Here is a 25,375-nt window from a genome sequence, read left to right as displayed (position 1 = left end):
CCGAGGACGCTGACCTCTTCGAGGCCCTTCGACAAGCTCAGGGAGCGTCATGCGCTCTGCAGGGTGTGGCCGATCGCGTGCTCGACCGCGGTCAGCGCGTCCTGGGTCTTGGTCCCGTCGGAACCGCCGCCCTGCGCGACGTCGGGCTTGCCGCCGCCGCGTCCGCCGAGGGTCTCGCTCGCGACGCGCACGAGGTCGCCGGCCGAGAGGCGACGGTTGCGCGCGCCCTCGGTGGTGACGACGACGACGCTCGGCTTGTCCGCGCTGCCGCCCACGACGGCGACGACCGCGGCCCGGTCCTGGACGCGGTTGCGCACCTCGAGGGCGAGCGAGCGCAGGTCGTTGCCGGCGAGCCCCGGTGCCGCGTGGCTGATGTACTCCACGCCCCACATGTCGTGCCCGCGCGCGGCGATCGCTCCGGCCTGGGCCAGCACCTCGCGGCTGCGCAGCTCGGCGACCTGCCGCTCCGCGTCCTTGAGCTGCGCGACCAGCCGGCCGACGCGGTCGACGAGCTGGTCCGGCTGGACCTTCAGCGTCTCGGTCAGCCCGTGCACGAGCGTGCGCTCGGCGGCCAGGTAGCGGAACGCCTCGATGCCCACGAACGCCTCGACGCGCCGCACGCCCGAGCCCACGCTCGACTCGGCGGTGAGCGTGACCAGGCCGATCTGCGAGGAGTGCTGCACGTGCGTGCCACCGCAGAGCTCACGCGACCAGGGCCCGCCCATCTCGACGACGCGGACCTCCTCGTCGTAGGTCTCGCCGAACAGCGCCAGCGCGCCGATCTCGCGCGCGGTCGCCAGCGGCATGTACGTGGCCGAGACGTCCAGGTCGGCCCGGATCGCGCGGTTGGCCGCCTCCTCCACGTCGGTACGGGTCGTCTGCGACAGCCCGCCCTGCCAGGCGAAGTCGAGGCGCAGGTAGCCGGGCTTGTTGTACGAGCCGCTCTGCAGCGCGGTCGGGCCGAGCACCTGGCGCAGCGCCGCGTGCATCACGTGGGTGCCCGAGTGCGCCTGGCAGGCGCCGAGGCGCCACTCGCCGTCGACCTGCGCGAGGACGTCGGTGCCCGACTGCAGCTCGCCGCGCGTCACCCGGACGCGGTGCACGACCAGGCCCTTGACCGGGCGCTGGACGTCGACGACCTCGAGCTCGAAGCCGTCGCCGGTGATCGTGCCGGCGTCGGAGTCCTGGCCGCCGGACTCGGCGTAGAAGGGGGTGCGCTCCAGCACGAGCTCGACGACGTCGCCCTCGGACGCGCCCGGGACGAGCTCGCCGTCGACGACGATGCCGCGCACGCTGGTCTCGCTCGCCAGCTCGGAGTAGCCGGTGAACGGCGTGACGCCGGCCGCCCGCAGCTCGCGGTAGACCTCGACCGCCTGCGCGCCGGCCTTCTTGCTCTTGGCGTCGGCCTTCGCGCGCGCCTTCTGCTCCGCCATCAGCCGGCGGAAGCCGTCGGCGTCGACGCTGAGGCCCTGCTCCGAGGCCATCTCGAGGGTGAGGTCGATGGGGAAGCCGTACGTGTCGTGCAGCTGGAACGCGCGGTCGCCGCTCAGCGTGGTGCCGCCGTCCTTGCGGGTGTCGGAGACGGCGACGTCGAAGATCTGCGTGCCGGAGACGAGGGTGCGCCGGAACGCCTCCTCCTCCGCGTACGCGATCGCGGCGATCCGCTCCCAGTCGCGCTCGACCTCCGGGTAGGACGCCTTCATCACGTCGCGGCTCACCGGCAGCAGCTCGGGCAGCACCGGGTCGGTGACGCCCAGCAGGCGCATCGAGCGCACCACGCGGCGCAGCAGGCGGCGCAGCACGTAGCCGCGCGCCTCGTTGCCCGGCGTGACGCCGTCGGCGATGAGCATCAGCCCGGAGCGGACGTGGTCGGCGACGACCCGCAGGCGGACGTCGTCCTCGTGACCGGGCTGACCCGGCTCGTGGCGCCCGTACGTCTTGCCGGACAGCTCCGCGGCACGGTTGAGGACGCCGACGACCTCGTCGATCTCGTAGAGGTTGTCGACCCCCTGGAGCAGCGTCGCGACGCGCTCGAGGCCCATGCCGGTGTCGATGTTCTTGCGGGGCAGGTCGGCGAGCACGTCGAAGTCGTCCTTGGCGCGGACGACCGAGAGCTCCTCCTGCATGAACACGAGGTTCCAGATCTCGAGGTAGCGGTCCTCGTCGACGACCGGACCGCCCTCGCGCCCGTACTCCGGGCCGCGGTCGTAGTAGATCTCGCTGCAGGGCCCGCCGGGACCGGGGATGCCCATGTTCCAGTAGTTGTCGAGCAGCCCGCGACGCTGGATCCGCTCGGGCGGCAGCCCGGCGATGTTCTCCCAGAGCCCGGCCGCCTCGTCGTCGGAGTGCAGCACGGTGACCCAGACGCGGTTGGGGTCGAAGCCGAGGAAGCCGTCGTCCTGGCTGCCGGTGACGAGCTCCCAGGCGAAGCGGATGGCCTCGGCCTTGAAGTAGTCGCCGAAGGAGAAGTTGCCGTTCATCTGGAAGAACGTGCCGTGGCGGGTGGTCTTGCCCACCTCCTCGATGTCGAGGGTGCGCACGCACTTCTGCACCGACGTCGCGCGGTCGTACGGCGCGGTCTCGGCCCCGGTGAAGTAGGGCTTGAAGGGCACCATCCCCGCGTTGACGAACAGCAGGGTGGGGTCGTTGTAGAGCAGCGGCGCCGACGGGACGACCTGGTGGCCGCGCGCGGCGAAGTAGTCCAGGAAGCGGCGCCGGATCTCGGCGGTTCTCATGATCAAGGTCCTCGTGGGAAGTGGTGTGTCGGCGGTCGGGGTCAGTCCTCGCGGCTCGGCCGCCCGGTAGCTCGCTCCCCGGGCTGACCGGGCTGGCCGGGCGTGCCGGTGAGGGCGCGCAGCTCGGCCTCCCGCTCGGCCATGGCCAGCTTGACGCGGGCCCGCCGGGCCCGGCGCTCGCTGCGGCGGCCGTCCGGGTCGTCGGTCGCGCTGCGGCGCACCGCCTGGCGCAGGCCGTGACCCAGGGCCGCGGTCTTGACCAGCGGCTTGGCGACGGTCGCGTTGACGATGCCCGAGAGCTGGGCGGCGTTGTCGCTGACCAGGCTGGCGTTCGCGCTGACCTTGGCGACGTCGGCGGTCACGAGGCTGAGCTTGGACAGCTCCTCGTTCGTCGCCCGGACGGTGCCCTGCAGCTCGGTCAGGATCGGCACCGTCTCCTGCCCGAGGTCGCGCACGGTCACGCGCAGCTCGTCGAGCACGCGGCCGAGCTTGAGCAGGGGCACGGCGAGGAAGACCACGAGGCCCACGCAGGCGAGCGCGGCCAGCAGGCCGGCGATCTGTCCGAGGGTCACCGGAGGAGGTTAGCGCGTGGGACGACCCTCACCGTCGCCCTTTCGGAGCCCGGGCCCGGCCCCTCGCCCTGCTCCTACGGTGGGTGGGTGACCGAGGGCGAGGGCGACCTGGACGGGCGACTCCGCGCGGCGGTGCTCGACCTCCTCGCGCGGCGGGCGGCGACCAGCACCATCTGCCCCAGCGACGCCGCCCGGGCCGTCGGGGGCGACACCTGGCGTGCGGCGATGCCGCTGGCCCGCGAGGTCGCGGCGCGGCTCGCCGACGAGGGCGTCGTCGAGGTCCGCCAGCGCGGCGAGCGCGTCGACGTCCGCACCGCCCGGGGTCCGGTGCGCATCGCCCGTGCCCCCGGGTTCGACGCCGCGCGCTGACCGGTCGTCGTCAGCCCACCGCCCCGCGCTCGGGCGCCGTCATGTCCCCGGAGGCCGGAACTCCCTCGGCCCGGGCGTAGCGGAGCAGGACCGTGCCCTGCCCGCCGGCCGCCGGCGGCTCCAGCAGCCGGAGGCTCGTGGGCACGGCGCCGCCCGCGAACAGCGTCTTGCCGGTCCCCAGGACGATCGGGTGCAGCCACAGGTCGAGCCGGTCGAAGAGCCGCTCGCGCAGCAGCGTCTGCACCAGGTCCAGGCTGCCGACCACGGTGACGTGCTCGTGGCGCTCGCGCACCGCGCGCACCGCGGCCGGGAGGTCGGGCCCGAGCAGCGAGGAACCGGCCCAGGCCAGCTCGGGCGTGCCGCGCGAGGCCACGTACTTGGGGATCCGGTTGAACAGCGCCGCGAACGCGTCGTCCGGGCCGCCGGCCTGGTGGGGCCAGTACGCGGCGAAGATGTCGTAGGTCCGGCGCCCGAGCAGGAGCGCGTCGGTGCCCTCGTACGCCGCCGCGATCTGCGCCCCGGACACCTCGTCGACCAGCGGCGCCTGCCAGCCGCCGTGCGCGAAACCGCCCTCGGGGTCCTCCTCGGGACCGCCCGGCGCCTGGGCGACGAGGTCGAGGGTGGCGAACATCTCGATGTGGATGAGTCCCATGCCCCGGATGGACCCCGCCCGGCGGGCGGACTCATCGGGACGGCGACGGGCCTCCGGCGATGGTCTACTGGCAGTGCCGACCGACGACCGTCCGCTGGTCGGACCGACAGCCGAGGGGACGTGGGTGCTCGATCCAGCCGTGGGGCTGCACGCCCCCAGCCTCGTCGAGGTCGCGACCCGGCAGCTGCGCGAGGAGATCCTCTCCGGCGCGCTGCAGCCCGGGGAGCGGCTGGTCGAGGAGCAGGTCGTCGCCCGGTTCTCGATCAGCCGACCGCCGCTGCGCGAGGCCCTGCGCGTGCTCGCCCAGCAGGGCCTGGTCGAGCACGTCCCGCGACGCGGGGCCCGCGTCACCGAGCTCAGCGCCACCGACGTGGAGCAGCTGTTCGGCATCCGGCTCGCCCTCGAGGTGCACGCGGTCCGCACCACCTTCCCGATGGACCCCCCTCCCGACGACGCGCGGCTGGCGCGGCTGCAGGGGTTCCTCGACCAGATGCGCGTCGCGCAGCGCGACGGCGACGAGCTCACCAAGGACGACGCCCACCGCGCCTTCCACGCCGAGGTCGTCGCGCTCGCCGGCAACCGGCAGCTCGACCTCGCCCTCGAGCCGGTGCTGCTCAAGCCGCAGCGCCCGATGGCGTCGAACCTGCGCCGCGAGGCGCACGCGGTCGGGCCCGAGGCCGGGCTGCGCCGGCACCAGGACCTCGTCGACGCGATCCGCGGCAACGACGTCGACGCCGTGCTGCACGCCGTCAGCCACCACGGGAGCACACGCTTCCTCTGAGCCCTCCGGCTCTGCCGGTGCGGAGGGCCTAACAGGCTCGTAACGCCGAGGAAGCCCGGCCGCAACAGCAAATTGTCGACAATAGACGACATGACGACCGCGGGGGCGACGAGGGACAAGCCGACGACGAGCTCGGGGCGTGGCCCCGTGCGCGGGCCGTCCGTCGCCGAGCTGCTCGCGTCGTACCGCGACGGGTCGCGGTCGCCGTCCGCCCACGTCGCGACCGTGCTGGAGACGGTCGAGCGACGCGGCGACGACGGCACCTGGATCAGCGTCGACGCGGCGGCGGCCCGGCGGCGCGCCGCCGAGCTCGAAGCCACGCCCGGCGCGAGCGACCTGCCGCTCTACGGCGTCCCCTTCGCGGTGAAGGACAGCATCGACGTCGCCGGTTTCGCGACCACCCTCGCCTGCCCGGCGTACGCGTACGAGCCGGGGGGCACCGCCCCGGCGGTCCAGCGCCTGCTCGACGCGGGCGCGATCTGCCTCGGCAAGACGAACCTCGACCAGTTCGCCACCGGGCTCAACGGCACCCGGACGCCGTACACGGTCCCGCGCAGCGTCTTCGGCGACGACCTGATCTCGGGCGGCTCGAGCTCCGGGTCCGCGCTCGCGGTGGCCCTGGGCGAGGTGCCCTTCGCCGTGGCCACCGACACCGCCGGCTCGGGCCGCGTCCCGCCGGCTCTCAACGGGGTGCTCGGCTTCAAGCCCTCGCGCGGCCTGCTCAGCACCGTCGGCCTCGTGCCCGCGTGCCGGTCCCTGGACTGCTTGAGCCTGGTCGCCGCCGACGTCGACGACCTGAGGCTGGTGCTCGGGCTGATGGCGGGGGTCGACGAGCGCGACCCGTGGAGCCGGCCGCGGCGCCGCCGCGCCGACGACCCGGCCCGGCTCCGCGTCGGGCTGCCCGACGAGGCCGAGCTCTCCTTCTTCGGCGACACGGCCATGGCCGACGCGCACCACGCCGCCCGGACCGCGGTCGCCCGGGCCTTCTCGACCCTCACCCCGCCCCTCGCGCCCTTCCTCGCCGCCGGCGAGCTGCTCTACGCGGGCCCCTGGGTCGCGGAACGGCTGGTGGAGTTCGGCGACTTCCTCGACGAGCACCGCGCCGACGTGCTCCCGGTGGTGGAGCAGATCATCAGCGGCGGCGCGCGGTTCAGCGCGACGGACGTGTTCCGGGCGCAGTACCGCCTCGCCGAGCTCAAGGCCGAGGTCGCCCGCCTCTTCGAGACGATGGACGTCCTCGTCCTGCCGAGTGTCGGCACGACCTTCACCGTGCCCGAGGTGCTGGCCGACCCCGTCGCCACCAACACCGTGCTCGGCCACTACACGCACTTCGGCAACCTGCTCGACCTCTGCGCGGTCGCCGTGCCCGCCGGCACCACCGAGGACGGCCGGCCCGTCAGCCTCATGGTCCTCGCCCCGGCCCTCGACGACGACCTCGTGCTCGGCGTCGCGGCCCGCCTGCTCGACCCCCTCCCCGCCTGACCCTCCACCGCGACCTCCAGCAAGGAGCCACCCGTGCCCGAGGAACGTCCCGACACCCTCGTCAGCGTCCCCGCCCGACCGGGCGCCTTCTCGTTCGCCCCCGCCCGCACCGCCCTGCTGATCATCGACATGCAGCGCGACTTCCTGCTGCCCGGCGGGTTCGGGGAGACCCTGGGCAACGACGTCGGCCGGCTCGCGGCCGTGGTCCCGCCGCTGCAGCGGGTGCTCGCCGCGGCCCGGGAGACCGGCCTGCCCGTGATCCACACCCGGGAGGGCCACCGGCCCGACCTGAGCGACCTGCCGCCGGCCAAGCACCGGCGCGGCAAGCCGTCGCTGCGCATCGGCGACCCCGGGCCGTACGGCCGCATCCTCGTGCGCGGCGAGTACGGGCACGACATCGTCGACGAGCTCGCGCCGCTGCCCGGCGAGGTCGTGCTCGACAAGCCCGGCAAGGGCGCCTTCTACGGCACCGACCTCGAGGAGGTCCTGCGTGCGCAGGGCGTCGAGTCGCTGGTCGTCACCGGCGTCACGACCGAGGTCTGCGTGCACACGACCGTGCGTGAGGCCAACGACCGGGGCTACGAGGCGCTCGTGCTGAGCGACTGCGTCGGCTCCTACTTCCCCGAGTTCCAGCGCGTGGGGCTGGACATGATCGCCGCCCAGGGCGGCATCTTCGGCTGGGTCACCGACTCCGCCAGCCTGCTCGCCGCGCTCCCGCGCCCTGCGGCCGCAGCCGTCTGACCTCTGCCCGTCCCGCCTCGGAGGACACCCGTGACCAGCTCCACGACCGCCCCAGCCACCAGCCCCGTCGCACCCGGCGCCGACCCCGCCCGCTTCAAGGTGGCGTGGTGGACCCGGGGCGACCTGAACGCCTTCTTCGGCCTCGCCTTCAACATCCTCGTCAACGTCCTCACGCTGACGACGTTGCTGATCTTCGTCGTCCACCTGCCCGCAGACCGGGTGCTCGGCACGGTGCTGCCCGCGCTCGGCATCGCGCTCGTCGCCGGCAACGCCTACTACACGTTCCTGGCCCGGCGCCTCGCGCGCCGCGAGCAGCGCACCGACGTGACCGCGCTGCCGTACGGGCCGAGCGTGCCGCACATGTTCATCGTCGTGTTCGTGATCATGCTGCCGATCTACCTGTCGACCGACGACCCCGTACGGGCCTGGGCGGCGGGCCTGGCGTGGGCGTTCATCATCGGCGTCATCGTGCTGGTCGGCGCCTTCGTCGGCCCCGCGATCCGCAAGATCACCCCGCGGGCCGCCCTGCTGGGGACGCTCGCCGGCATCTCGCTCAGCTTCATCTCGATGCGGCCGGCCGGGCAGATCTGGGACGCGGCCTGGATCGGCCTGCCCGTGCTCGGCATCATCCTCGTGGGCTTCTTCACCGACCTCAAGCTGCCGGGCGGCATCCCGGTCGGGCTCGCCGCGCTGCTCGTGGGCACCGCGATCGGCTGGCTCGGCGGCTTCATGTCGGTGCCCGACGTGGTCGCCTCGGCCCGCGACGTCGCCTTCGCGGTCCCGTCGCTGAACCTCTCGCTGCTCGGCGAGGGCCTGGCCGGCATGGCTCCGCTGCTCGCCACCGCCATCCCGCTCGGCGTCTACAACTTCCTCGAGGCGATGAGCAACGTGGAGAGCGCCGCCGCGGCCGGCGACAGCTACAGCCTGCGCAGCGTCCTGCTGGCCGACGGCACCGGCGCCATCATCGGCTCCGCGCTCGGGTCGCCGTTCCCGCCGGCCGTCTACATCGGGCACCCGGGCTGGAAGGAGGCGGGCGGCCGCTCGAGCTACTCGCTGGCCAGCGGGGTCTTCATCGCGGTGCTCTGCTTCCTCGGCCTCTTCGGGCTGCTCGCCACCGTGCTGCCGCTGCCCGCCATCGTGCCGATCCTGCTCTACATCGGGCTGCTGATCGGGGCGCAGGCCTTCCGTTCGACACCACGGCTGCACGCCGCGGCGGTGATCGCCGCGATCATCCCCAACCTCGCCTCGTGGGGTGCGGGCCTGATCGACAACGCCCTGGCCGCCGCCGGCACCACTGCGGCGAAGGTCGGCGAGCCGGCCCTGGAGAACGCCGGGCTGGTCTACCACGGCCTGCACGTCCTCGGTCAGGGCGCGACGCTGGCCGGGATCGTGTTCGGCACGATCACCGTGTTCATCCTCGAGAAGCAGCTCTTCCGCGCCGCGGTGGCGGCGCTGGTCGGCGCGGCCCTGTCCTGGGTCGGGCTGCTGCACGCCGACGCGGTCGGCTGGGGCGCGGCGCCGGGGGTCGCGCTGGGCTACCTGCTGCTCGCCGTGGTCCTTGCCGGGATCGGCCAGCTCCGGCGCAGCGTCGGAGAGCCGGACGTCGCGCCGAACGACGTCCCGGCCACCGACGCCCTCGTCGGAGAGGCCTGAGAGGCGTGCGGGCCCCCGGACCGCCGGTCGGTGACGTGGACCTGGTCGTCGTGGGGGCCCACCTCAGCGGACAGCCCCTCAACGGCGACCTCGCCGCGCGCGGTGCGACGCTCGTGGGGACGGTCACCACGGCGGCGACCTACCGCCTGTGGGCGCTGCCCACGACGCCGCCCAAGCCGGGGCTGCTGCGGGTGCGGTCCGGGGGCGCTGCCGTACGGGGGGAGCACTGGCGGCTGCCGGCGGCGGGGCTGGGCGGCCTGGTCGCCGGCCTGCCCTCCCCCATGAGCATCGGCTCGGTCGAGCTGGACGACGGCCGGTCCCTGCCCGGGTTCCTGGTCGAGGCGAGCGCGCTCGACGACCCCGGGGCGGTGCGCGACATCACCGCGTACGGCAGCTGGCCCGCCTACCTCGCCGCGCGCGAGGCCGAGCGGCCGAGCCGCTCCTCGATCCGGGCCAGCCGAGCGGCCACCGCCGCCTCGTTGCCGTGGTCGGTCGGCACGTAGTAGGTCGCGTCGACCAGCTCGTCGGGCAGGTACTGCTGCGCGGCGATGCCGTGCGGCTCGTCGTGGGCGTAGCGGTAGCCCTGCCCGTGGCCGTACGTCTTGGCTCCGGCGTAGTGCGCGTCGCGCAGGTGCGGCGGGACCAGCCCGACCCGGCCGGCCGCGACGTCGGCCGAGGCCGCGCCGATGGCCGCGACCACCGCGTTCGACTTGGGCGCGAGGGCCAGCGCGATGGTGGCGTGCGCGAGCGTGATCCGACCCTCGGGCATCCCGATCATGGCGACGGCCTCGGCCGCGGCCACGGCGGTGGTCAGCGCGGTCGGGTCGGCCATGCCGATGTCCTCGCTGGCCAGGATGATCAGCCGGCGGGCCACGAAGCGCGGGTCCTCCCCGGCGCCGAGCATGCGGGCCAGGTAGTGCAGCGAGGCCTGGACGTCGGAGCCGCGCACCGACTTGATGAAGGCGCTGATCACGTCGTAGTGCTGGTCGCCGTCGCGGTCGTAGCGGATCGCCGCGCGGTCGACCGCCCGCTCGACGACGTCGGTCGTGATGACGGCCGACCCCGTGGCCGCCGCGCCGGCGGCCGACTCCTCGAGGTAGGTGAGCGCGCGCCGCGCGTCGCCGCCGGCGAGGCGCAGCAGGGTGTTGCGGGCGTCGTCGTCCAGGGTGCTGGCGCCGGCCAGCCCGCGCGCGTCGACCAGGGCGCGGTCCAGCAGGCCCGACACGTCGGCGTCGGTCAGCGGCTTGAGGGTCAGCAGGAGCGAGCGGGACAGCAGCGGCGAGATGACCGAGAAGCTCGGGTTCTCCGTGGTCGCGGCGACCAGGGTGACCAGGCGGTTCTCGACGGCGGGCAGCAGCACGTCCTGCTGGGTCTTGGAGAAGCGATGCACCTCGTCGACGAAGAGCACGGTGCGCTCGCCCCGGGCGAGGTCGCGGCGGGCCTGGTCGAGGACGGCCCGCACCTCCTTGACGCCGGCGGTCACGGCCGACACCTCGACGAACTTCGACCCGCTCTGCCGCGACACGACCGAGGCGATGGTCGTCTTGCCCGTCCCCGGCGGACCCCACAGGAACACCGACATCGGCTCGCCGGCCGCCAGCCGGCGCAGCGGCGAGCCGGGCGCCAGGAGGTGCCCCTGGCCGACGACCTCGTCGAGGGTGCGCGGCCGCATCCGGACGGCGAGCGGGAGGCCCGGTCGGTCGGCGTCGGAGAGGCTGCCACCCGTCGTGCCCACGGCCGCGACGGCTCCCGCCGCTGCGTCCACGCCACCGCCGAACAGGTCCTCGCTCACCGGGTCAGCGTACGGAGCGTGGACGCCCCGCAGCCCCGCGTCCGCGCCGTTTCGTACACCTGCGGAATGTTTCGTGCAGCGGCTTCGCGACTGTCGTTACCGACTCGTGATCGTATGAGGTTCATCACGCCCAGATCACGACACAAACACGGATCCCCGCCTGAAATCGTCTTCAGGGAATGTTGCGAAAGTTCCTAGCGCATTTCTCTCAGTTGCGTCGGATTGATCCATACGTTTTCGTCCTCGGGACCGATCGATGCTTCGGCCTCCCGAGAACGGGCGGACCCGAGCGCAACCCCCACAGGAGATCGCGATGTCCGCCCCCACCTCCATCACCCCTGCACACCCCCCGGCCCTGGCCGCCCGGACCGCCCGCTGGGCCGGCCGCGCCACCCTCGGCCTGGCCACCGTCGCCGCCACCGCCCTCGTGCCGGTGGCCTCCGCGTCCGCGGCCTCGGTCGCCCTCCCCGGCGTGCTCGAGAACGGTTCCTCCGCCCTCGTGCTGTCGGGCGGCTGGAAGACGACGAAGACCACCACCGCCAGCGGCGGGTCCTTCTCGACGCTGTCGGGCAAGAGCGGCTACGCCGCCACGACGTTCAAGGCCACCGGCGTGTCCTGGGTCTCGCGGCCCGGCCCGCACAACGGGATCGCGAAGGTCTACCTCGACGGCAAGCTCGTGAAGACCGTCGACCTCTACCGCGGCAAGACCGCGTACAAGCAGACGGTCTGGTCGGTCAAGGGTCTGAAGGACACGACCCACAGCCTCAAGATCGTCCGCACCGGCAAGAAGAACAGCGCCTCCGGCGGCGCGAACCTCGTCGTCGACGCGCTGCGCGTGCTCGACGTCTCCGCGCCGTCCGCGCCGACCGGCCTCGCCGCGGCCAAGAACCGCACCGGCTACACGCTCACCTGGAACCGGCCGGGCGCCGCAGACCTGTCCGGCTACCGCGTGTTCCGCAAGGTGGGCAGCGGCGCCACCACGCAGGTGGCCTGGCTGCCCGCCGCCACCACGAAGTTCGCCGACGTCGGCCTGGCCAACAGCACCCGCTACGTCTACTGGGTCAAGGCCATGGACAAGTCGGGCAACGTCTCCGGCTCGTCCACCTCGGTGACGGCGACCACGGGTGCCGCCACGTCCTACAACAACGTGCGCTACAGCGCCTGCCCCAGCGCCACGGTCAACGTCTCGACGTGGAAGCAGCTGCAGTCGGCGATCAGCAACGCCCCCGCCGGCCGCGTGATCAAGATGGCCCCCGGCACGTACTCCGTGCCCTGGGGCATGGCGGTCAAGGCCAACGGCACCAGCACCAGGCCGGTGTGGATCTGCGGCCCGCGGACCGCGGTGCTCAGCGGCCCCGGCGTCACCGGCAACGGCGGCTTCCGGGTCGACGGCTCGAGCTACCTGCGGATCGCCGGCATGACCGTGCGCAACTCGCAGAAGGGCATCTCGGTCATGCGCAGCAACCACGTGGCCGTCTCCGACGTCCTGGTCGAGCACATCGGCCAGGAGGCCGTCCACCTCAAGAACAACACCACCGACAGCGTCGTGGTCGGCAACACGATCCGTGACACGGGCCTGATGACCGCGACGTACGGCGAGGGCGTCTACGTCGGCACCGCCAAGGGCAACTGGTGCAAGTACAACGGCTGCAACGCCGACGCCAGCAACCGCAACGCGATCGTCGCCAACCACATCAGCCGCACCTCGTCGGAGCCGATCGACCTCAAGGAGGGCGCCGTCGACGGCACCGTCTGGGGCAACACGGTGGACGGCGGGTCGATGAGGGTCGGCGAGACCCTGATCAGCGTGCAGACCAACAACTGGGTCGTGGCGCACAACACCGGGTCGAACGCCAAGGCCGACGGCATCCAGGTGTGGCAGGCCTACGAGGTCTGGGGCCGCAACAACACCCTGTACGCCAACAGGTTCACCTCGGGAATCCCGGGCTACGGCGTCCGCGTCGCCTACGTGAACATCGGCAACGTCGTGGGCTGCGACACCACCGTGCCGTCGAGCTCGGACGGCATCAGCAACAAGACCTGCCAGAAGTAGTCCGCAGCACCCGATCATGACAGCGGGTGGGATCCTGCACCGTCACGGTGCAGGATCCCACCCGTCGTCGTCCGCTCAGCTCTTCTCGGCCTGGCCCTTGATCTCGGGCTTCGCGTCCACGCCGGCCTCCTTGCGCTGGGTCGGGGTGATCGGCGCGGGCGCCTCGGTCAGCGGGTCGAAGCCGCCGCCGCTCTTGGGGAAGGCGATGACCTCGCGGATCGACTCCTCGCCGGACAGCAGCATGCAGATCCGGTCCCAGCCGAAGGCGATGCCGCCGTGCGGCGGGGGCCCGTAGTCGAAGGCGTCGAGCAGGAAGCCGAACTTGGTCCGCGCCTCCTCCTGCGTCAGGCCCATGACCGCGAAGACCCGCTCCTGGATGTCACGGCGGTGGATACGGATCGACCCGCCGCCGATCTCGTTGCCGTTGCAGACGACGTCGTAGGCGTACGCCAGCGCGGAGCCGGGGTCGGTGTCGAAGGTGTCGAAGAACTCCGGCTTGGGCGAGGTGAAGGCGTGGTGGACCGCGGTCCACGCGCCGGCCCCGACCGCGACGTCGCCCGCCGCGACGGCCTTGTCGGCCGGCTCGAAGAGCGGGGCGTCGACGACCCAGCAGAAGGCCCACTCCCCCGCCGCCTCGTCGAGCAGCCCGGTCCGGCGTCCGACCTCGAGCCGGGTCGCCCCGAGCAGGGCCTGGGCCTGGCTGCGGGCGCCGGCGGCGAAGAAGACGCAGTCGCCGGGCTGGGCGCCGACCGCGGCGACGAGGCCGTCGCGCTCGGCCTCGGAGAGGTTCTTGGCCACCGGGCCGCCGAGCGTCCCGTCTTCGCCGACCGTGACGTACGCCAGCCCGCGGTGACCGCGCTGACGCGCGAACTCCTGCCAGGCGTCGAACGTGCGCCGCGGCTGGCTGCCGCCGCCGGGCATGACGACGGCGCCGACGTAGTCGGCCTGGAACACCCGGAACGGCGTCTGCGCGAAGTACGCGGTGAGCTCGGTCAGCTCGAGGCCGAAGCGCAGGTCGGGCTTGTCGCTGCCGAAGCGGTCCATCGCCTCGGCGTAGGTGAGCCGCGGGAAGGGCGTGGGCACCTCGACGCCGATCAGGCGCCAGATGTTCGCGAGCAGCGTCTCGGTCAGCTCGATGATGTCGTCCTGGTCGACGAAGCTCATCTCGACGTCGAGCTGGGTGAACTCCGGCTGCCGGTCGGCGCGGAAGTCCTCGTCGCGGTAGCAGCGCGCGATCTGGAAGTAGCGCTCCATGCCGGAGACCATCAGCAGCTGCTTGAACAGCTGCGGGCTCTGCGGCAGGGCGTACCAGGAGCCGGGCCGCAGCCGGGCCGGGACGAGGAAGTCGCGGGCGCCCTCGGGCGTGGACCGGGTCAGCGTCGGCGTCTCGAGCTCGACGAAGTCGCGGTCGAGCAGCGTCTCGCGGGCGACCCGGTTGACCTTGCTGCGCAGCCGCAGGGCGGCGCCCGGGCCGGAACGGCGCAGGTCCAGGTAGCGGTAGCGCAGGCGGGTCTCCTCGCCGACGTTGACCCGGTCGTCGATCGGGAACGGCAGCGGCGCGGCCGGGCTCAGCACGTCGAGCGACGAGGCGGACACCTCGATCTCCCCGGTCGGGAGGTCGGCGTTGGCGTTGCCCTCGGGGCGCGGGGCGACCTGCCCGGTGACCGTGACGCAGTACTCGTTGCGCAGGTCGTGGGCGCCGGAGGAGGCGAGGAGCTCGTCGCGGACGACGACCTGGGCGACGCCGCTGGCGTCGCGGAGGTCGAGGAAGGCGACTCCGCCGTGGTCGCGGCGGCGGGCCACCCAGCCCGCCAGGGTCACGGTCGTGCCGGCGTCGCTCGCGCGGAGCGTGCCGGCACCGTGGGTGCGCATCACGGTGGTGCAGCCTTTCGGTGGAGGTGTGGGGACGCTCGAGGAGCGACCACTCATCCTACGGTCCGGCCGCACGCGCCCTCGTGGTGCTTTTCCTCCGGCGTCAGTGCTCGTCGAAGCGGCGCCGCCGCGAGGCCTTGACCGAGGCGCGCACGGCCTTGGCGCTGAGCCGGCGCTCCACCGAGCCGCGGGTCGGGCGCGTCGCCCGCCGCGAGCGTGGCGGCGGGGCCAGGGCGGTCCGCAGGCGGTCGGCCAGCCGCGTACGGGCCTCCTCGCGGTTGCGCAGCTGGGCGCGGTGCTCGGAGGCCGCGATCACGACCGCGCCGTTCACGAGGGTCGGTCCGAGGCGGGCCAGCAGCCGCTCGCGCTGCGCCTCCGGCAGCGCCAGCACGCCGGGCGACGACGCCGGTTCCCAGGTGAGCTCCACCCGGCTGTCGGCGGTGTTGACGCCCTGCCCGCCGGGCCCGGAGGAGCGCGAGAAGCGCCAGCGCAGCTCGTCGGCGCCCAGGACCAGCGCCGCGCTCACGCGCAGGGGCCCGTAGGCGGAACGGTCGTCGGGCACGGTCCCAGTATCGACGCGCCGCCGCTCAGCGCGGGCGGAACGCGGAGCCGACAAAGTCCAGCGCCCCGTCCGGCGCCGGGACCCGCCCCGAGCGGACGGCCGCGACGAGCTGGGCGTGGTCGGCCTCGGTCTGGTCGGCGTACGCGCGGGCGAAGTGGCCGAACGCCTCCCCCAGCTTGTCGCCCTTGCCCGCGTAGCCGGCGATCATCGACGCGCCGCTGGTGCGGGCGTGCCCCTTGGCCAGCAGGTGGCCGACGATCCCGGCGTAGTCGACCAGCGCGGGCGCGTCGATGGCGTCGAGCGGGATGGTGCCCTTGGAGTTGCGGAACTGGCGCACGTAGACGTCGAGCGGCCCCTCCCCCGGCAGGTCGACCGTCGTCCAGCCCAGCAGCGGGTCGCTGACCGTCTGCAGCGCCTGCTGGTACTCCACGACGCGCTGGCCCTGGTGGTCGTGCCACGCCGAGCCGCCGTGCACGTACGGCGCGAGCACCGAGCGGCGCGCCTGCTTGAGCTGGAGGAACACGACGTCGTCGGGCGCGCTGCCCTCGAGCAGGGCCACGTACGCCCGCAGCCCGACGCTGCCGACGCCCACGACCTTGTGCGCCACGTCGACGAGGGTGTAGCCGCCGAGGGCGCGGCGCCAGTGCGGCGCCAGGGTGAGCAGGTAGGCGTCCAGCGCCTCGCCGACGGCGTCGCGCTCGGCCTCGGTCAGCCGGGTGATGAGCGGCGGCTCCTGGACGATGCGGCGCTGGCCGGGGTGGCCCTTCTCCTCGGTGGTGAAGCGCGGCAGCGCGCGGTCGGAGGTCCGCTGGCGGGCGCGGCGCACGGAACGCTCGATCTCGTCGCGCAGCGACTTCTCGGTCGCCGTCTCGTGCAGCCGGCCCACGTCGAGGCGGTTGTAGCTGCGGGCCAGCAGCGGCATGTCGGCGAGCAGGCGGACCTCGTCGCGGTACGCGGCGACGCAGGCCAGGACGGCGTCGTGGCACTGGTCCTCGCTGCGACCGTTCTCCCGACCGGCGACCCAGATGCTCGCGACCAGGCGGCGCAGGTCCCACTCCCAGCACCCGGGGTGCGCCTCGTCGAAGTCGTTGAGGTCGATCACCAGCTCGCCCTCGGGCGAGGCGTAGAAGCCGAAGTTGCCGAGGTGGGCGTCGCCGCAGGCCACGGGCATGATCCCGGTGGCCGGCAGCCCCGCCACGTCCGCGGCCATGACCACCGCGGAGCCGCGCAGGAAGCCGTACGGCGAGCTGATCATCCGCGCGACCCGGATGGGGACGAGCTCGGCGACCCGGCCCCGGTGCGACTCCTCGATCAGCGCGACGGGGTCGCGGCGGTCGGGGGCGGCGTGCCAGTCGCCGAGGCTGGAGCGGGGCACGTCGTGGCGCAGGGCCTTGCCCATGGCGTAGCGCTCCTCGCGCGCCGTCGGGCGGCGCCGCAGCGAGGCGAAGGCCTCGCTGTCGGCCGTGGCCAGGACGGTGTGGTCGTGCGTCGACGGCCGCAGGGGCACGTCGAGCGTCGAGCTCGCTCCGTCCGTCATGGCCCCGACGCTAGGGGATGGAACACCCCCGTGGGGGCAGAGACCGCATCAGCGCAGCACGAGATCCCTGCCCAGGAAGGAGGCCAGGCGTCGCGCCTCCCCCTCGGCGAGGCGGCGCAGGTCGTCCGGCGTGCTCGGTGCGAGGTCGAGGGCCACCTCGACCGTCCGCCCGCGGACCTCGCGGCGCCAGGTGCCCAGGTTCGCGTCGCCGGCGACCACGCTGCCCACGAACTGGTCGGTCCCGGCCCGGTGCGGGTGGTCGCCCGGCGCGACGTGGCCGAGGTCGCGGTAGGACAGCGGCAGCTCGTCGTAGAGCGGCAGCAGCAGCAGCGGCGGGATGCGGCCGCCCTCGTGCGGGCCGAGGTCGAGGAACGTCTCGCCCTCCACCTCGAAGGTCGAGAGCTCGTCACGGAGCTCCTCGACCGCCCGGCGGACCGTGGTCAGGGTGAGCGACGACCAGCGGGCGACGTCGCGGACCCCGGCGGGCCCGTGGCCGCGCAGGAAGCGGCGCAGCAGGCGTACGGGGTCGGGCCCGTCGGCCGCGCCCCGCGGCACCCGGGAGTCCATCAGCACGTGGGTCTGCGCGGCTCCGCGCGCCGGGCCGCTGACGACGACCTGCTCGAGCTCGGCGTGCATGACCAGGCAGGCGAGCGCGGTCCCGGTGCTCGGCAGGCCGGCGTCGGCGAGCACGGCCGCGAGCTCGGGGCGGGTGCGCGGCCGGCCGTCCGCGAGCTCGGCGGCGATGGCGGTCGCCCCGCGTTCGCGCGCGGCCGCGTCCAGGCCGAGCGAGCGGTACGCGGACGCGTTGACCTGGTGCACCCGGCCCGCGGTGGTCGCGAGCAGCCAGCGGGCGTCCTCGGCCGCGACGAGGTGCCAGGTCGGCCGGAGCACGTGGGTGCGGACCACCGCGCCGGCGTCCAGGGCGGCCCGCACGTCGGCCTCGCTCGCCGCGTCGGAGCGCAGGGCCAGCGACCAGAGGGCGTGGGCCAGCTCCTGCGACTGCACGGCGGCGAGCAGCCGGACGGCCTCCACGGGCGTGCGGTCCGTCGGCAGGCCGAGCCCCTGGGCGCGCAGGCGCTGCCCGCGCACCCAGGAGGCGTCTCGACCGTCCACGAGGACCAGCCTGCCGCACCTGCCAGGCTGGCGTCGTGCCGGAACCCGTCGACGTCGTCCTGCTCAGCGGCACGGTCGGGGCCGGCAAGACGACCACCGCCCACGCGCTGTCCGACCTGCTCCGCACGGCCGGGGTCCGCCACGCCGTCGTCGACCTCGACGAGATCCGGCTGCTCCGGCCGCCGCCGGACGGCGACCGGTTCGCGCACGAGGTCGAGCTGGCGAACCTGCGCGACCTCGCCCGCAACTTCGCCGCGGCCGGCGCGGAGCGCCTCGTCCTGGCCGGTGTGGTCGAGGAGGGGGTCGAGGGCGACCGCTACCGCGAGGCGGTGACGGGTCGCCTGCTCCTGGTCCGGCTGCTCGTGCGGCCCGACCGCGCGGCCGTGCGCCTCCGGCACCGGCACGCCGAGGAGCCCGAGGCGCGGACGTGGCACCTGCACCGGACCGACGAGCTCGCGGCGGTCCTCGACGCCGCACCCTTCGAGGACGCGCACGTCGACACGACCGACCGGACCCCGGCGCAGGTCGCCCTCGAGGTGGCGCGCCTGGCCGGGTGGGCCGGCTGAGCGGTCCCGCTCGGCCACCCGGTCAGCCGCCGCACAGCCGCCCGCTCAGCCAACCGTTCAGCCGCCGGCGACGACGCGCGGGTGCAGGTCCTCGGCGGGCGGCTCCCACGTGGCCGGGTCGGCCGGCGTCTGGTCGCCCGAGCGGATGTCCTTGACCTCGTCCGTCTCGCCCTCGCCCGCGCCGAACCAGACGAACGGGATCCCGCGCCGGTCGGCGTAGCGGATCTGACGACCGAACTTCGCCGCCTCCGGCGCCACCTCGGTCGGGATCCCCCGCTCGCGCAGCCGCGCGGCCACGGCGTTCGCGGCCGGACGCTGGTCCTCGGTCGTCAGCGCGACGACGACGGCCGTCGGGACCGAGCGCGTCGCCCGCAGCACCCCGCGCCCGAGCAGCGGCACCAGCAGCCGGGTGACGCCGATCGACAGCCCGACACCCGGGTAGGTCGTCTTCCCGTCGCTGGCCAGGGAGTCGTAGCGCCCGCCCGAGGAGATCGAGCCCATGGACTCGTGCCCGACCAGCTCGGTCTCGTAGACCGTGCCCGTGTAGTAGTCGAGCCCCCGGGCGATCTTGAGGTCGGCCACGAGGCGTCCCGGCACGTAGGCCGACGCCGTCGTCACCACGTCGGCCAGCAGCTCCAGGCCCTCGTCGAGCATCGGGTCGCTGACGCCGAGGGCCCGCACCCGGTCGACGAACGACGCGTCCGCGCTGGAGATCGTCGCGAGCCGGACGCACGCCTGGGCCTGCGCCGGCGTCACGCCGACCTCGTCGACGAGCAGCGCGGCGACGCGGTCGGGCCCGATCTTGTCGAGCTTGTCGACCTGCCGGAGCACGGCGACCGTGTCCTCGATCCCGAGCCCGGCGTAGAAGCCCTGCGCGAGGCGCCGGTTGTTCACGCGCATGAGGACCGGCGGCAGCGCGAGGTCGACGTGCAGCCGCTCGAGCGCCGCGAGGGTGACCATCGGCAGCTCGACGTCGAAGTGGGCCGGCAGCGCGCCGGGGTTGACGATGTCGACGTCGGCCTGGGTGAACTCGCGGTAGCGCCCCTCCTGCGGCCGCTCGCCCCGCCAGACCTTCTGCACCTGGTAGCGCCGGAACGGGAAGGCGAGCTGGTGGGCGTGCTCGAGGACGTAGCGGGCGAACGGCACGGTCAGGTCGAAGTGCAGGCCCAGGTCGGCGGCGCTGCCGGGCTCGGCGGCGACGCGCTGGACCGCGTACACCTCCTTGTCGATCTCGCCCTGCTTGGCGAGGGTGCCCAGCGGCTCGACGGCCCGGGTCTCGACCGAGGCGAACCCGTGGAGCTCGAAGACCTCGCGCAGCCGGTCCAGGACCTGCTGCTCGACGATGCGCTGCTCGGGGGTCAGCTCGGGGAAGCCCGACAGGGCCTTGGGGCGGCTCACGCGAGGGCTCCTTCGAGGTAGGACGGCTGGAGGTACGGGTTGCGGGCGCGCTCGGCGGCCATCGTCGTCTGCGGGCCGTGGCCGGGCAGGACGACGACCTGGTCGGGCAGCGGCAGCACCTTGTCACGCAGGCTGCGCGCCATGCTCGTCGCGCTCCCGCCCGGCAGGTCGGTCCGGCCGACCGAGCCGGCGAACAGCACGTCGCCGGATAAGAGCAGCGAGTCGACGTCCGGGTCGGCCGGGTAGGCGCAGCGGAACATCGTCGAGCCCGCGGTGTGCCCGGGCGCGTGCAGCGCGTCCAGGGCGAGGCCCGCCACCTCGACCGTGACGCCGTCGGTGAGCAGCCGGACGTCGTCGGGCTCGGTGAAGGCGGTGCCGGCTCCGCCGAGCTGGGCCAGCAGCGCCTCGGTGTCCACGCTCATCCCGGCCATCGGGTCGGCGAAGAGGTGGCGGTCGTCCGGGTGGACCCAGCAGGTGGCGTCGTAGCCCCGGCACAGCGGCGCCACGGAGAACATGTGGTCCAGGTGGCCGTGGGTCAGCACCGCCGCGACGGGCTTGAGGTGGTGCTCTTCGACGACGTCGCGGACGCCGTCGAGGGCCCCCATCCCGGGGTCTAAGACGACGCACTCGGCCCGGCTGGAGGTGGCGAGGACGTAGCAGCTGGTCTGCCACGGCCCGGCCGGGAACGACGCGATGAACACTCGGCGCAGGATATCGGGGAGGCATCAGGCAGGATGGGTCGCATGACTGACGGCGACGCTCCTGCCGCCTGGGGACGGGTCGAAGCGGACGGCACGGTGTACGTGCGGACCGCCGACGGCGAGCGGGCCGTGGGACAGGTTCCCGACGTGCCTGAGTCCGAGGCCCTGGCCTTCTTCACCCGGCGCTTCGACGCGCTCGAGCTGGAGGTGTCGCTGCTCGAGCGGCGGGTCCGGTCGGGGGCGCTGAGCGCCGACGACGCGGCCGGCTCGATCAAGACGGTGCGCAAGGCCGTGACCGACGCCAACGCCGTCGGCGACCTCGACGGGCTCCTCACCCGGCTCCAGGGCCTGCAGCCCGTGGTCGACGAGGCCCGTGCCGCGGCCCGGGCGGAACGTTCGCGGCAGCAGGAGGAGGTCCGCGCGGCCAAGGAGAAGGCCGTCGTCGAGGCCGAGACGCTCGCGACGGGCAACGACTGGCGCGGCGGGGTCAACCGGTTCCGGGCGCTGCTCGACGACTGGAAGGCCCTCCCCCGCCTCGACCGCGCGACCGACGACGCGCTGTGGCACCGGTTCTCGACGGCGCGCACCACGTACACGCGTCGCCGCAAGCAGCAGTTCGCGCAGCAGAACGAGCAGCGCGACACCGCCCGGGTCGCCAAGGAGCAGCTCGTCGCCGAGGCCGAGGCGCTGGCCGGCTCGACCGACTGGGGCCCGACCACGGGCGCGTACCGCGACCTCATGACGCGCTGGAAGGCGGCCGGCTCCGCGCCCCGCGGCGTCGACGAGGCGCTGTGGCGACGGTTCCGTGCGGCGCAGGACACGTTCTTCGCCAACAAGCAGACCGTGAACGCGGCGCAGGACGCCGAGTTCCAGGTCAACGCCGACGCCAAGGTCGCGCTGCTCGACGAGGCCGAGGCCTCGATCCTGCCGGTCACCGACCTCGGCAAGGCCCGCGTCGCCTACCGCGAGCTGCTCGAGCGCTGGTCGGCGATCGGCAAGGTTCCGCGGGACTCGATGCGCCCGCTCGACGCGCGGCTCCGCGCGATCGAGAACGCGGTCAACGAGGCCGAGGAGCACCGCTGGCGCCGGACCAACCCCGAGGCCCGCGCCCGGGCCGAGGACACCGCGGCCAAGCTGGAGGCCCAGATCGCCAACCTGGAGGAGCAGGCCGCCAAGGCCGACGCCGGGGGCGACGCGAAGAAGGCCCAGCAGGCCCGCGACTCGGCGGCGACGTACCGCGAGTGGCTCGCGCAGGCGCAGCAGGCGGCGAGCGACTTCAGCGGCTGACCCGCTCGCTCTCCTGCTGTTCGGTCGTCGGGCGGTGGGGGCCCCCGTCCCGCCCTCGCCGCCGTCCTCCGCCAGCGCTCCGGACGGCGGCAAACGCCCGACCCACCCGGACGGGGACCCCACCGCCCGGCTCCCTGGTGTGCTCCCCGTGCTCGGTCTCCAGCAAGGACGCATCGCCGCCTGACTCGGGGTCTTTGCGCGGATCCCTTCCGGGAGGTCAGGCGGCGTCGTCGCGGTGGGCGCGGACGAGGCGGGGCAGCTCGTCGGCGGAGGCGGGCACGCCCAGGCGGTGCAGGAGGCGCAGCGTGGTGCCGGCGTCGGTCCGGAGCAGGCCGAGGAAGAGGTGCGCGACCGTGAGCTCGCGCTCGTGGGCCTCCAGCGCAGCGACGAGCGCGAGCTCGAGGGTGCGCTTCGCCTCGTCGGTGAACGGGACGTGACCCGGCACGCGACGGCGGCGGTGTCGTCCCCAGCGCGGCCCGTCGAGCGCGCCCGGACCGAACTCGGCCTCGGCCGTGCGGCGGACGTGGTCGAGGTCGATCCCGAGCGCTGACAGCGCCTCCTCGTCGAGGTCGCCGAGGGTGCGGGCCAGGGCGGAGACACGCCGTGCGTCGACGTCCCACGTGCGCAGGACGACGGCCGGGATCTCCTCGGCCTCGTGCAGGACGCCGTAGAGCAGGTGCTCGGCCCCGACGTGGTCGGCCCCGGCGTCGCGGGCCTCCTCCTGGGCGAGCACGACGGCGCGGCGTGCCGCCTGCGTGAACCGTTCGAACATCTCCTACCTCCTCGGACCGGCGTGCTTCTTGTGGACGGCCTGCTTGGAGACGCCGAGCGCCGCGGCGATCTCGGCCCACGACCAGCCGCGCTCCCGGGCCCGGGCGACCTGGAGGTCCTCGAGCCGGTCGGCGAGACGGCGCAGCGCGGCGACGGACCGCAGGCCGAGGGCCGGGTCGCTGCTCGTCGCCCCGGAGGCGACGTCGAGCGCCTCGGCAGGCGTGGTGGTGTCGACAACCATGCCGTCAGCCTAGGTTGACGACACCAAGTCGTCAACCCTCGTTGACGACCGCAGTCGAAGCGATGTCGTCCAACCCCGTCGAGCGGTAGGTTGCTACGGATCTACACGCGAAGATCGCGCGGGAACCTACCGCTCGACCTGGTCGGGAACGGGCCCCGGGAGACGCGGACGGGGGTTACTGGGAGACGCGGTAGACGTCGAAGACCGACGGGACCTGGCGTACGGCGCCGAGGACGTGGTCGAGGTGGGTCGGGTCGCCGGTCTCGAAGGTGAACTTCGCCTTGCAGATCCGGTCCTTGGTCGTGCTCAGGGCCGCGGAGAGGATGTTCACGTGCTGGTCGGACAGGCACCGGGTGATGTCGGACAGCAGGCGGTTGCGGTCGAGCGCCTCGACCTGGATGGCCACGAGGAACGAGCTCAGCGTGGTGGGCGCCCAGTTGACCTCGACGATGCGCTCGGGGTGCTTGCGCAGCTCGGCCGTGTTGGTGCAGTCGGCGCGGTGGACCGAGACGCCGGACCCTCGGGTGACGAAGCCCATGATCGGGTCGCCGGGCACGGGCGTGCAGCACTTGGCGAGCTTGACGAGCAGGTCGTCCGCACCCTTGACGACGACGCCGGTGGTGGTGCCGCTGCTGGCGCGTCGGCTGCGGCGCCCGGTGATGAGGCGGTCCTCGCCGACCTCGTCGGCGACGGCCTCCTCGCCGCCCTCGACCACGGTCAGGTGGTTGAGCACGGCCTGCGCGCCGACCGTGCCCTCGCCGATGGCGGCGTAGAGCGCGCTGACGTCGGCGAGCTTGAAGTGCGTGGCGACGGCGGTCAGGTGCTCGAGGGTGAGCAGGCGCTGCAGCGGGAGGCCGGCCTTGCGGAGCTGGCGGGCCAGCGCCTCCTTGCCGTTCTCGATCGACTCCTCGCGGCGCTCGCGCGTGAAGTGGTGGCGGATCTTGTTGCGGGCGCGCGGGCTGCGGACGAAGGTCAGCCAGTCGCGGCTGGGCCCGGCGTTCTCGGCCTTGGAGGTGAAGATCTCCACGACGTCGCCGTTGTGCAGCTCCGACTCCAGCGGCACGAGCTTGCCGTTGACGCGGGCGCCGATCGTGCGGTTGCCGACCTCGGTGTGCACCGAGTAGGCGAAGTCGACCGGCGTCGAGCCCTGCGGCAGGGCCTTGACCTCGCCGCGCGGGGTGAAGGCGTACACCTCGGTCGAGTTGATCTCGAAGCGCAGCGAGTCGAGGAACTCGCCCGGGTCGGCGGTCTCGCGCTGCCAGTCGAGCAGCTGGCGCACCCAGACCAGCTCGTCGTCGGAACCGTCGGCGGCGACGACGGGGCCGCCGTTCTTGGCGCCCTCCTTGTACTTCCAGTGCGCAGCGACACCGAACTCGGCGCGCCGGTGCATCTCCTCGGTCCGGATCTGCAGCTCGACGGGCTTGCCACCCGGACCGACGACCGAGGTGTGCAGCGACTGGTAGAGGTTGAACTTCGGCATCGCGATGTAGTCCTTGAACCGCCCCGGCAGAGGGGTCCAGCGGACGTGCATGACGCCCATCGCGGCGTAGCAGTCGGACTGGTTCTCGACGAGGATCCGCAGGCCGACGAGGTCGTAGATGTCGGAGAACTCGCGGCCGCGGACGACCATCTTCTGGTAGATCGAGTAGTAGTGCTTCGGCCGCCCGGTGACCGTCGCCTTGATCTTGGCGTTTTTGAGGTCGGTCTGCGCCTGGGTGACGACCGTGGCCAGGAACTCGTCGCGGCTCGGGGCCGCCTCGGCGACGAGGCGGACGATCTCGTCGTAGACCTTGGGGTGCATCGTGGCGAACGCGAGGTCCTCGAGCTCCCACTTGATCGTGTTCATGCCGAGCCGGTGGGCCAGCGGCGCGTAGATCTCGAGCGTCTCCAGCGCGATGCGCGACTGCTTGTCGGGGCGCAGGTAGTGCAGCGTGCGCATGTTGTGCAGCCGGTCGGCCAGCTTGATGACGAGGACGCGGATGTCGCGGCTCATCGCCACGACCATCTTGCGGATGGTGTCCGACTTCGCCGACTCGCCGAACTTGATCTTGTCGACCTTGGTGCAGCCGTCGACGAGGAGGGCGATCTCCTCGCCGAAGTCCTTGGTCAGCTCCTTGAGCGTGTACGACGTGTCCTCGACCGTGTCGTGGAGCAGCGCGGCGCACAGCGTGGCCTCGGTCATGCCCAGCTCGGCGAGGATCGTCGTCACCGCGAGCGGGTGGGTGATGTAGGCGTCGCCGCTCTTGCGGCGCTGGTCGTGGTGGTAGCGCTCGGCGGTGCGGAAGGCGCGCTCGACGAGCGAGAGGTCGGCCTTCGGGTGGTTGGCCCGGATGACCCGGAACAGCGGGTCGAGGGCCGGCGTCTGCGGCCGGGCGGACCCGAGGCGGGCGAGACGCTGGCGCATCCTCACGCGGGGCGGCTCGGCGTTGGGCGTGCCCACGCCCGGCGCCGGGCCCGGGGCAGGACTGACCGGCGGCGCGTCCGTGACGGCGGCCGG

At 73.5% G+C, this 25,375-nt stretch carries 22 protein-coding genes; 9 read left to right on the top strand and 13 right to left on the bottom strand.

The annotated features are described in order from the left end of the window. Nucleotides 1-47: 47 nt before the first annotated feature. Together alaS and BMY04_RS08950 are read right to left on the bottom strand one after the other, a co-directional pair. Nucleotides 48-2,735: an alanine--tRNA ligase gene (gene alaS / locus BMY04_RS08955; RefSeq protein ID WP_091178990.1), complete on the bottom strand. Its 2,688-nt coding sequence runs from the start codon at nt 2,733-2,735 to the stop codon at nt 48-50. A 41-nt stretch (nt 2,736-2,776) separates the two neighbouring features. Next, on the bottom strand, nt 2,777-3,307 hold the full coding sequence (locus tag BMY04_RS08950; RefSeq protein ID WP_091178988.1) for a DUF948 domain-containing protein: 531 nt from the start codon (nt 3,305-3,307) through the stop codon (nt 2,777-2,779). An 87-nt stretch (nt 3,308-3,394) separates the two neighbouring features. Here BMY04_RS08950 and BMY04_RS08945 point away from each other — a divergent pair, with 87 nt between their 5' ends. Continuing rightward, a complete protein-coding gene (locus tag BMY04_RS08945) occupies nt 3,395-3,676 on the top strand; it encodes a DUF3253 domain-containing protein (RefSeq protein ID WP_232506206.1) in 282 nt (93 codons plus the stop codon). Between the two features lie 10 nt (nt 3,677-3,686). On the opposite strand, the gene BMY04_RS08940 is transcribed toward BMY04_RS08945, so the two are convergent. Further along, nucleotides 3,687-4,328 carry a dihydrofolate reductase family protein gene (locus BMY04_RS08940; protein WP_091178985.1) on the bottom strand — a complete coding sequence of 214 codons (642 nt, stop codon included), beginning with the start codon at nt 4,326-4,328 and terminating at the stop codon, nt 3,687-3,689. 124 nt (nt 4,329-4,452) lie between these two features. On the opposite strand from BMY04_RS08940, the gene BMY04_RS08935 reads away from it, so the two are divergent. The 5 genes from BMY04_RS08935 (at nt 4,453) to BMY04_RS08915 (ending at nt 9,488) form a co-directional block, all read left to right on the top strand. Beyond that, nucleotides 4,453-5,109, top strand: coding sequence for a GntR family transcriptional regulator (locus tag BMY04_RS08935; protein ID WP_198410026.1), 657 nt, complete (start codon nt 4,453-4,455; stop codon nt 5,107-5,109). A 90-nt stretch (nt 5,110-5,199) separates the two neighbouring features. Beyond that, nucleotides 5,200-6,591 (top strand): allophanate hydrolase, encoded by a 1,392-nt coding sequence (locus BMY04_RS08930; protein WP_091178981.1) that lies wholly within the window; start codon nt 5,200-5,202, stop codon nt 6,589-6,591. Nucleotides 6,592-6,624: 33 nt separating this feature from the next. Further along, on the top strand, nt 6,625-7,332 hold the full coding sequence (locus tag BMY04_RS08925) for a cysteine hydrolase family protein (protein WP_232506205.1): 708 nt from the start codon (nt 6,625-6,627) through the stop codon (nt 7,330-7,332). 30 nt (nt 7,333-7,362) lie between these two features. Further along, a complete protein-coding gene (locus BMY04_RS08920) occupies nt 7,363-8,985 on the top strand; it encodes a regulator (protein WP_198410025.1) in 1,623 nt (540 codons plus the stop codon). Nucleotides 8,986-8,990: 5 nt separating this feature from the next. Further along, complete coding sequence (locus tag BMY04_RS08915; protein ID WP_091178979.1) at nt 8,991-9,488, top strand: allophanate hydrolase-related protein; 498 nt, start codon at nt 8,991-8,993, stop codon at nt 9,486-9,488. On the opposite strand, the gene BMY04_RS08910 is transcribed toward BMY04_RS08915, so the two are convergent. After that, nucleotides 9,389-10,777 carry a replication-associated recombination protein A gene (locus BMY04_RS08910; protein ID WP_408630454.1) on the bottom strand — a complete coding sequence of 463 codons (1,389 nt, stop codon included), beginning with the start codon at nt 10,775-10,777 and terminating at the stop codon, nt 9,389-9,391. The two genes, BMY04_RS08915 and BMY04_RS08910, sit on opposite strands and share 100 nt — an antisense overlap. 313 nt (nt 10,778-11,090) lie before the next feature. Between BMY04_RS08910 and BMY04_RS08905 the strand changes: the two genes are divergently transcribed. Beyond that, nucleotides 11,091-12,830 carry a NosD domain-containing protein gene (locus BMY04_RS08905; RefSeq protein ID WP_091178976.1) on the top strand — a complete coding sequence of 580 codons (1,740 nt, stop codon included), beginning with the start codon at nt 11,091-11,093 and terminating at the stop codon, nt 12,828-12,830. 75 nt (nt 12,831-12,905) lie between these two features. Here BMY04_RS08905 and aspS read toward each other — a convergent pair whose 3' ends face one another. The 4 genes from aspS to BMY04_RS08885 form a co-directional block, all read right to left on the bottom strand. Further along, nucleotides 12,906-14,705: an aspartate--tRNA ligase gene (gene aspS / locus BMY04_RS08900; RefSeq protein ID WP_091178974.1), complete on the bottom strand. Its 1,800-nt coding sequence runs from the start codon at nt 14,703-14,705 to the stop codon at nt 12,906-12,908. 100 nt (nt 14,706-14,805) lie between these two features. Next, nucleotides 14,806-15,264 carry an alternative ribosome rescue aminoacyl-tRNA hydrolase ArfB gene (arfB, locus tag BMY04_RS08895; protein WP_091178972.1) on the bottom strand — a complete coding sequence of 153 codons (459 nt, stop codon included), beginning with the start codon at nt 15,262-15,264 and terminating at the stop codon, nt 14,806-14,808. Between the two features lie 25 nt (nt 15,265-15,289). After that, nucleotides 15,290-16,801 (bottom strand): DUF2252 domain-containing protein, encoded by a 1,512-nt coding sequence (locus BMY04_RS08890; RefSeq protein ID WP_091178971.1) that lies wholly within the window; start codon nt 16,799-16,801, stop codon nt 15,290-15,292. 48 nt (nt 16,802-16,849) lie between these two features. Beyond that, the gene (locus BMY04_RS08885; RefSeq protein WP_170854059.1) at nt 16,850-17,914 is read right to left on the bottom strand and encodes a winged helix DNA-binding domain-containing protein; all 1,065 of its coding nucleotides are present in this window, start codon (nt 17,912-17,914) and stop codon (nt 16,850-16,852) included. Between the two features lie 35 nt (nt 17,915-17,949). Here BMY04_RS08885 and BMY04_RS08880 point away from each other — a divergent pair, with 35 nt between their 5' ends. Then, on the top strand, nt 17,950-18,480 hold the full coding sequence (locus tag BMY04_RS08880; protein WP_091178968.1) for an AAA family ATPase: 531 nt from the start codon (nt 17,950-17,952) through the stop codon (nt 18,478-18,480). Nucleotides 18,481-18,537: 57 nt separating this feature from the next. Here BMY04_RS08880 and hisS read toward each other — a convergent pair whose 3' ends face one another. After that, the gene (hisS, locus tag BMY04_RS08875) at nt 18,538-19,878 is read right to left on the bottom strand and encodes a histidine--tRNA ligase (protein ID WP_091178967.1); all 1,341 of its coding nucleotides are present in this window, start codon (nt 19,876-19,878) and stop codon (nt 18,538-18,540) included. Next, the gene (locus BMY04_RS08870) at nt 19,875-20,579 is read right to left on the bottom strand and encodes an MBL fold metallo-hydrolase (RefSeq protein ID WP_091178965.1); all 705 of its coding nucleotides are present in this window, start codon (nt 20,577-20,579) and stop codon (nt 19,875-19,877) included. Before BMY04_RS08870 ends, hisS begins: the two co-directional genes overlap by 4 nt. A 42-nt stretch (nt 20,580-20,621) precedes the next feature. Between BMY04_RS08870 and BMY04_RS08865 the strand changes: the two genes are divergently transcribed. Then, the gene (locus tag BMY04_RS08865) at nt 20,622-21,866 is read left to right on the top strand and encodes a DUF349 domain-containing protein (protein WP_091178964.1); all 1,245 of its coding nucleotides are present in this window, start codon (nt 20,622-20,624) and stop codon (nt 21,864-21,866) included. Between the two features lie 217 nt (nt 21,867-22,083). On the opposite strand, the gene BMY04_RS08860 is transcribed toward BMY04_RS08865, so the two are convergent. The 3 genes from BMY04_RS08860 to BMY04_RS08850 all read right to left on the bottom strand — a co-directional run bounded on the left by BMY04_RS08860 (nt 22,084) and on the right by BMY04_RS08850 (nt 25,282). Next, nucleotides 22,084-22,638: a Clp protease N-terminal domain-containing protein gene (locus BMY04_RS08860; RefSeq protein ID WP_091178962.1), complete on the bottom strand. Its 555-nt coding sequence runs from the start codon at nt 22,636-22,638 to the stop codon at nt 22,084-22,086. Nucleotides 22,639-22,641: 3 nt separating this feature from the next. Then, nucleotides 22,642-22,878 carry a helix-turn-helix domain-containing protein gene (locus BMY04_RS08855; protein ID WP_091178961.1) on the bottom strand — a complete coding sequence of 79 codons (237 nt, stop codon included), beginning with the start codon at nt 22,876-22,878 and terminating at the stop codon, nt 22,642-22,644. A 175-nt stretch (nt 22,879-23,053) separates the two neighbouring features. Beyond that, the gene (locus BMY04_RS08850; RefSeq protein WP_170854079.1) at nt 23,054-25,282 is read right to left on the bottom strand and encodes a RelA/SpoT family protein; all 2,229 of its coding nucleotides are present in this window, start codon (nt 25,280-25,282) and stop codon (nt 23,054-23,056) included. Nucleotides 25,283-25,375 lie beyond the last annotated feature (93 nt).

It is taken from the genome of Microlunatus flavus, from assembly GCF_900110855.1.
Lineage (GTDB): Bacteria > Actinomycetota > Actinomycetes > Propionibacteriales > Propionibacteriaceae > Microlunatus > Microlunatus flavus.
The sequence above is the reverse complement of the archived record's forward strand: the minus strand, read 5'-3'. Positions and strand labels throughout refer to the sequence as shown.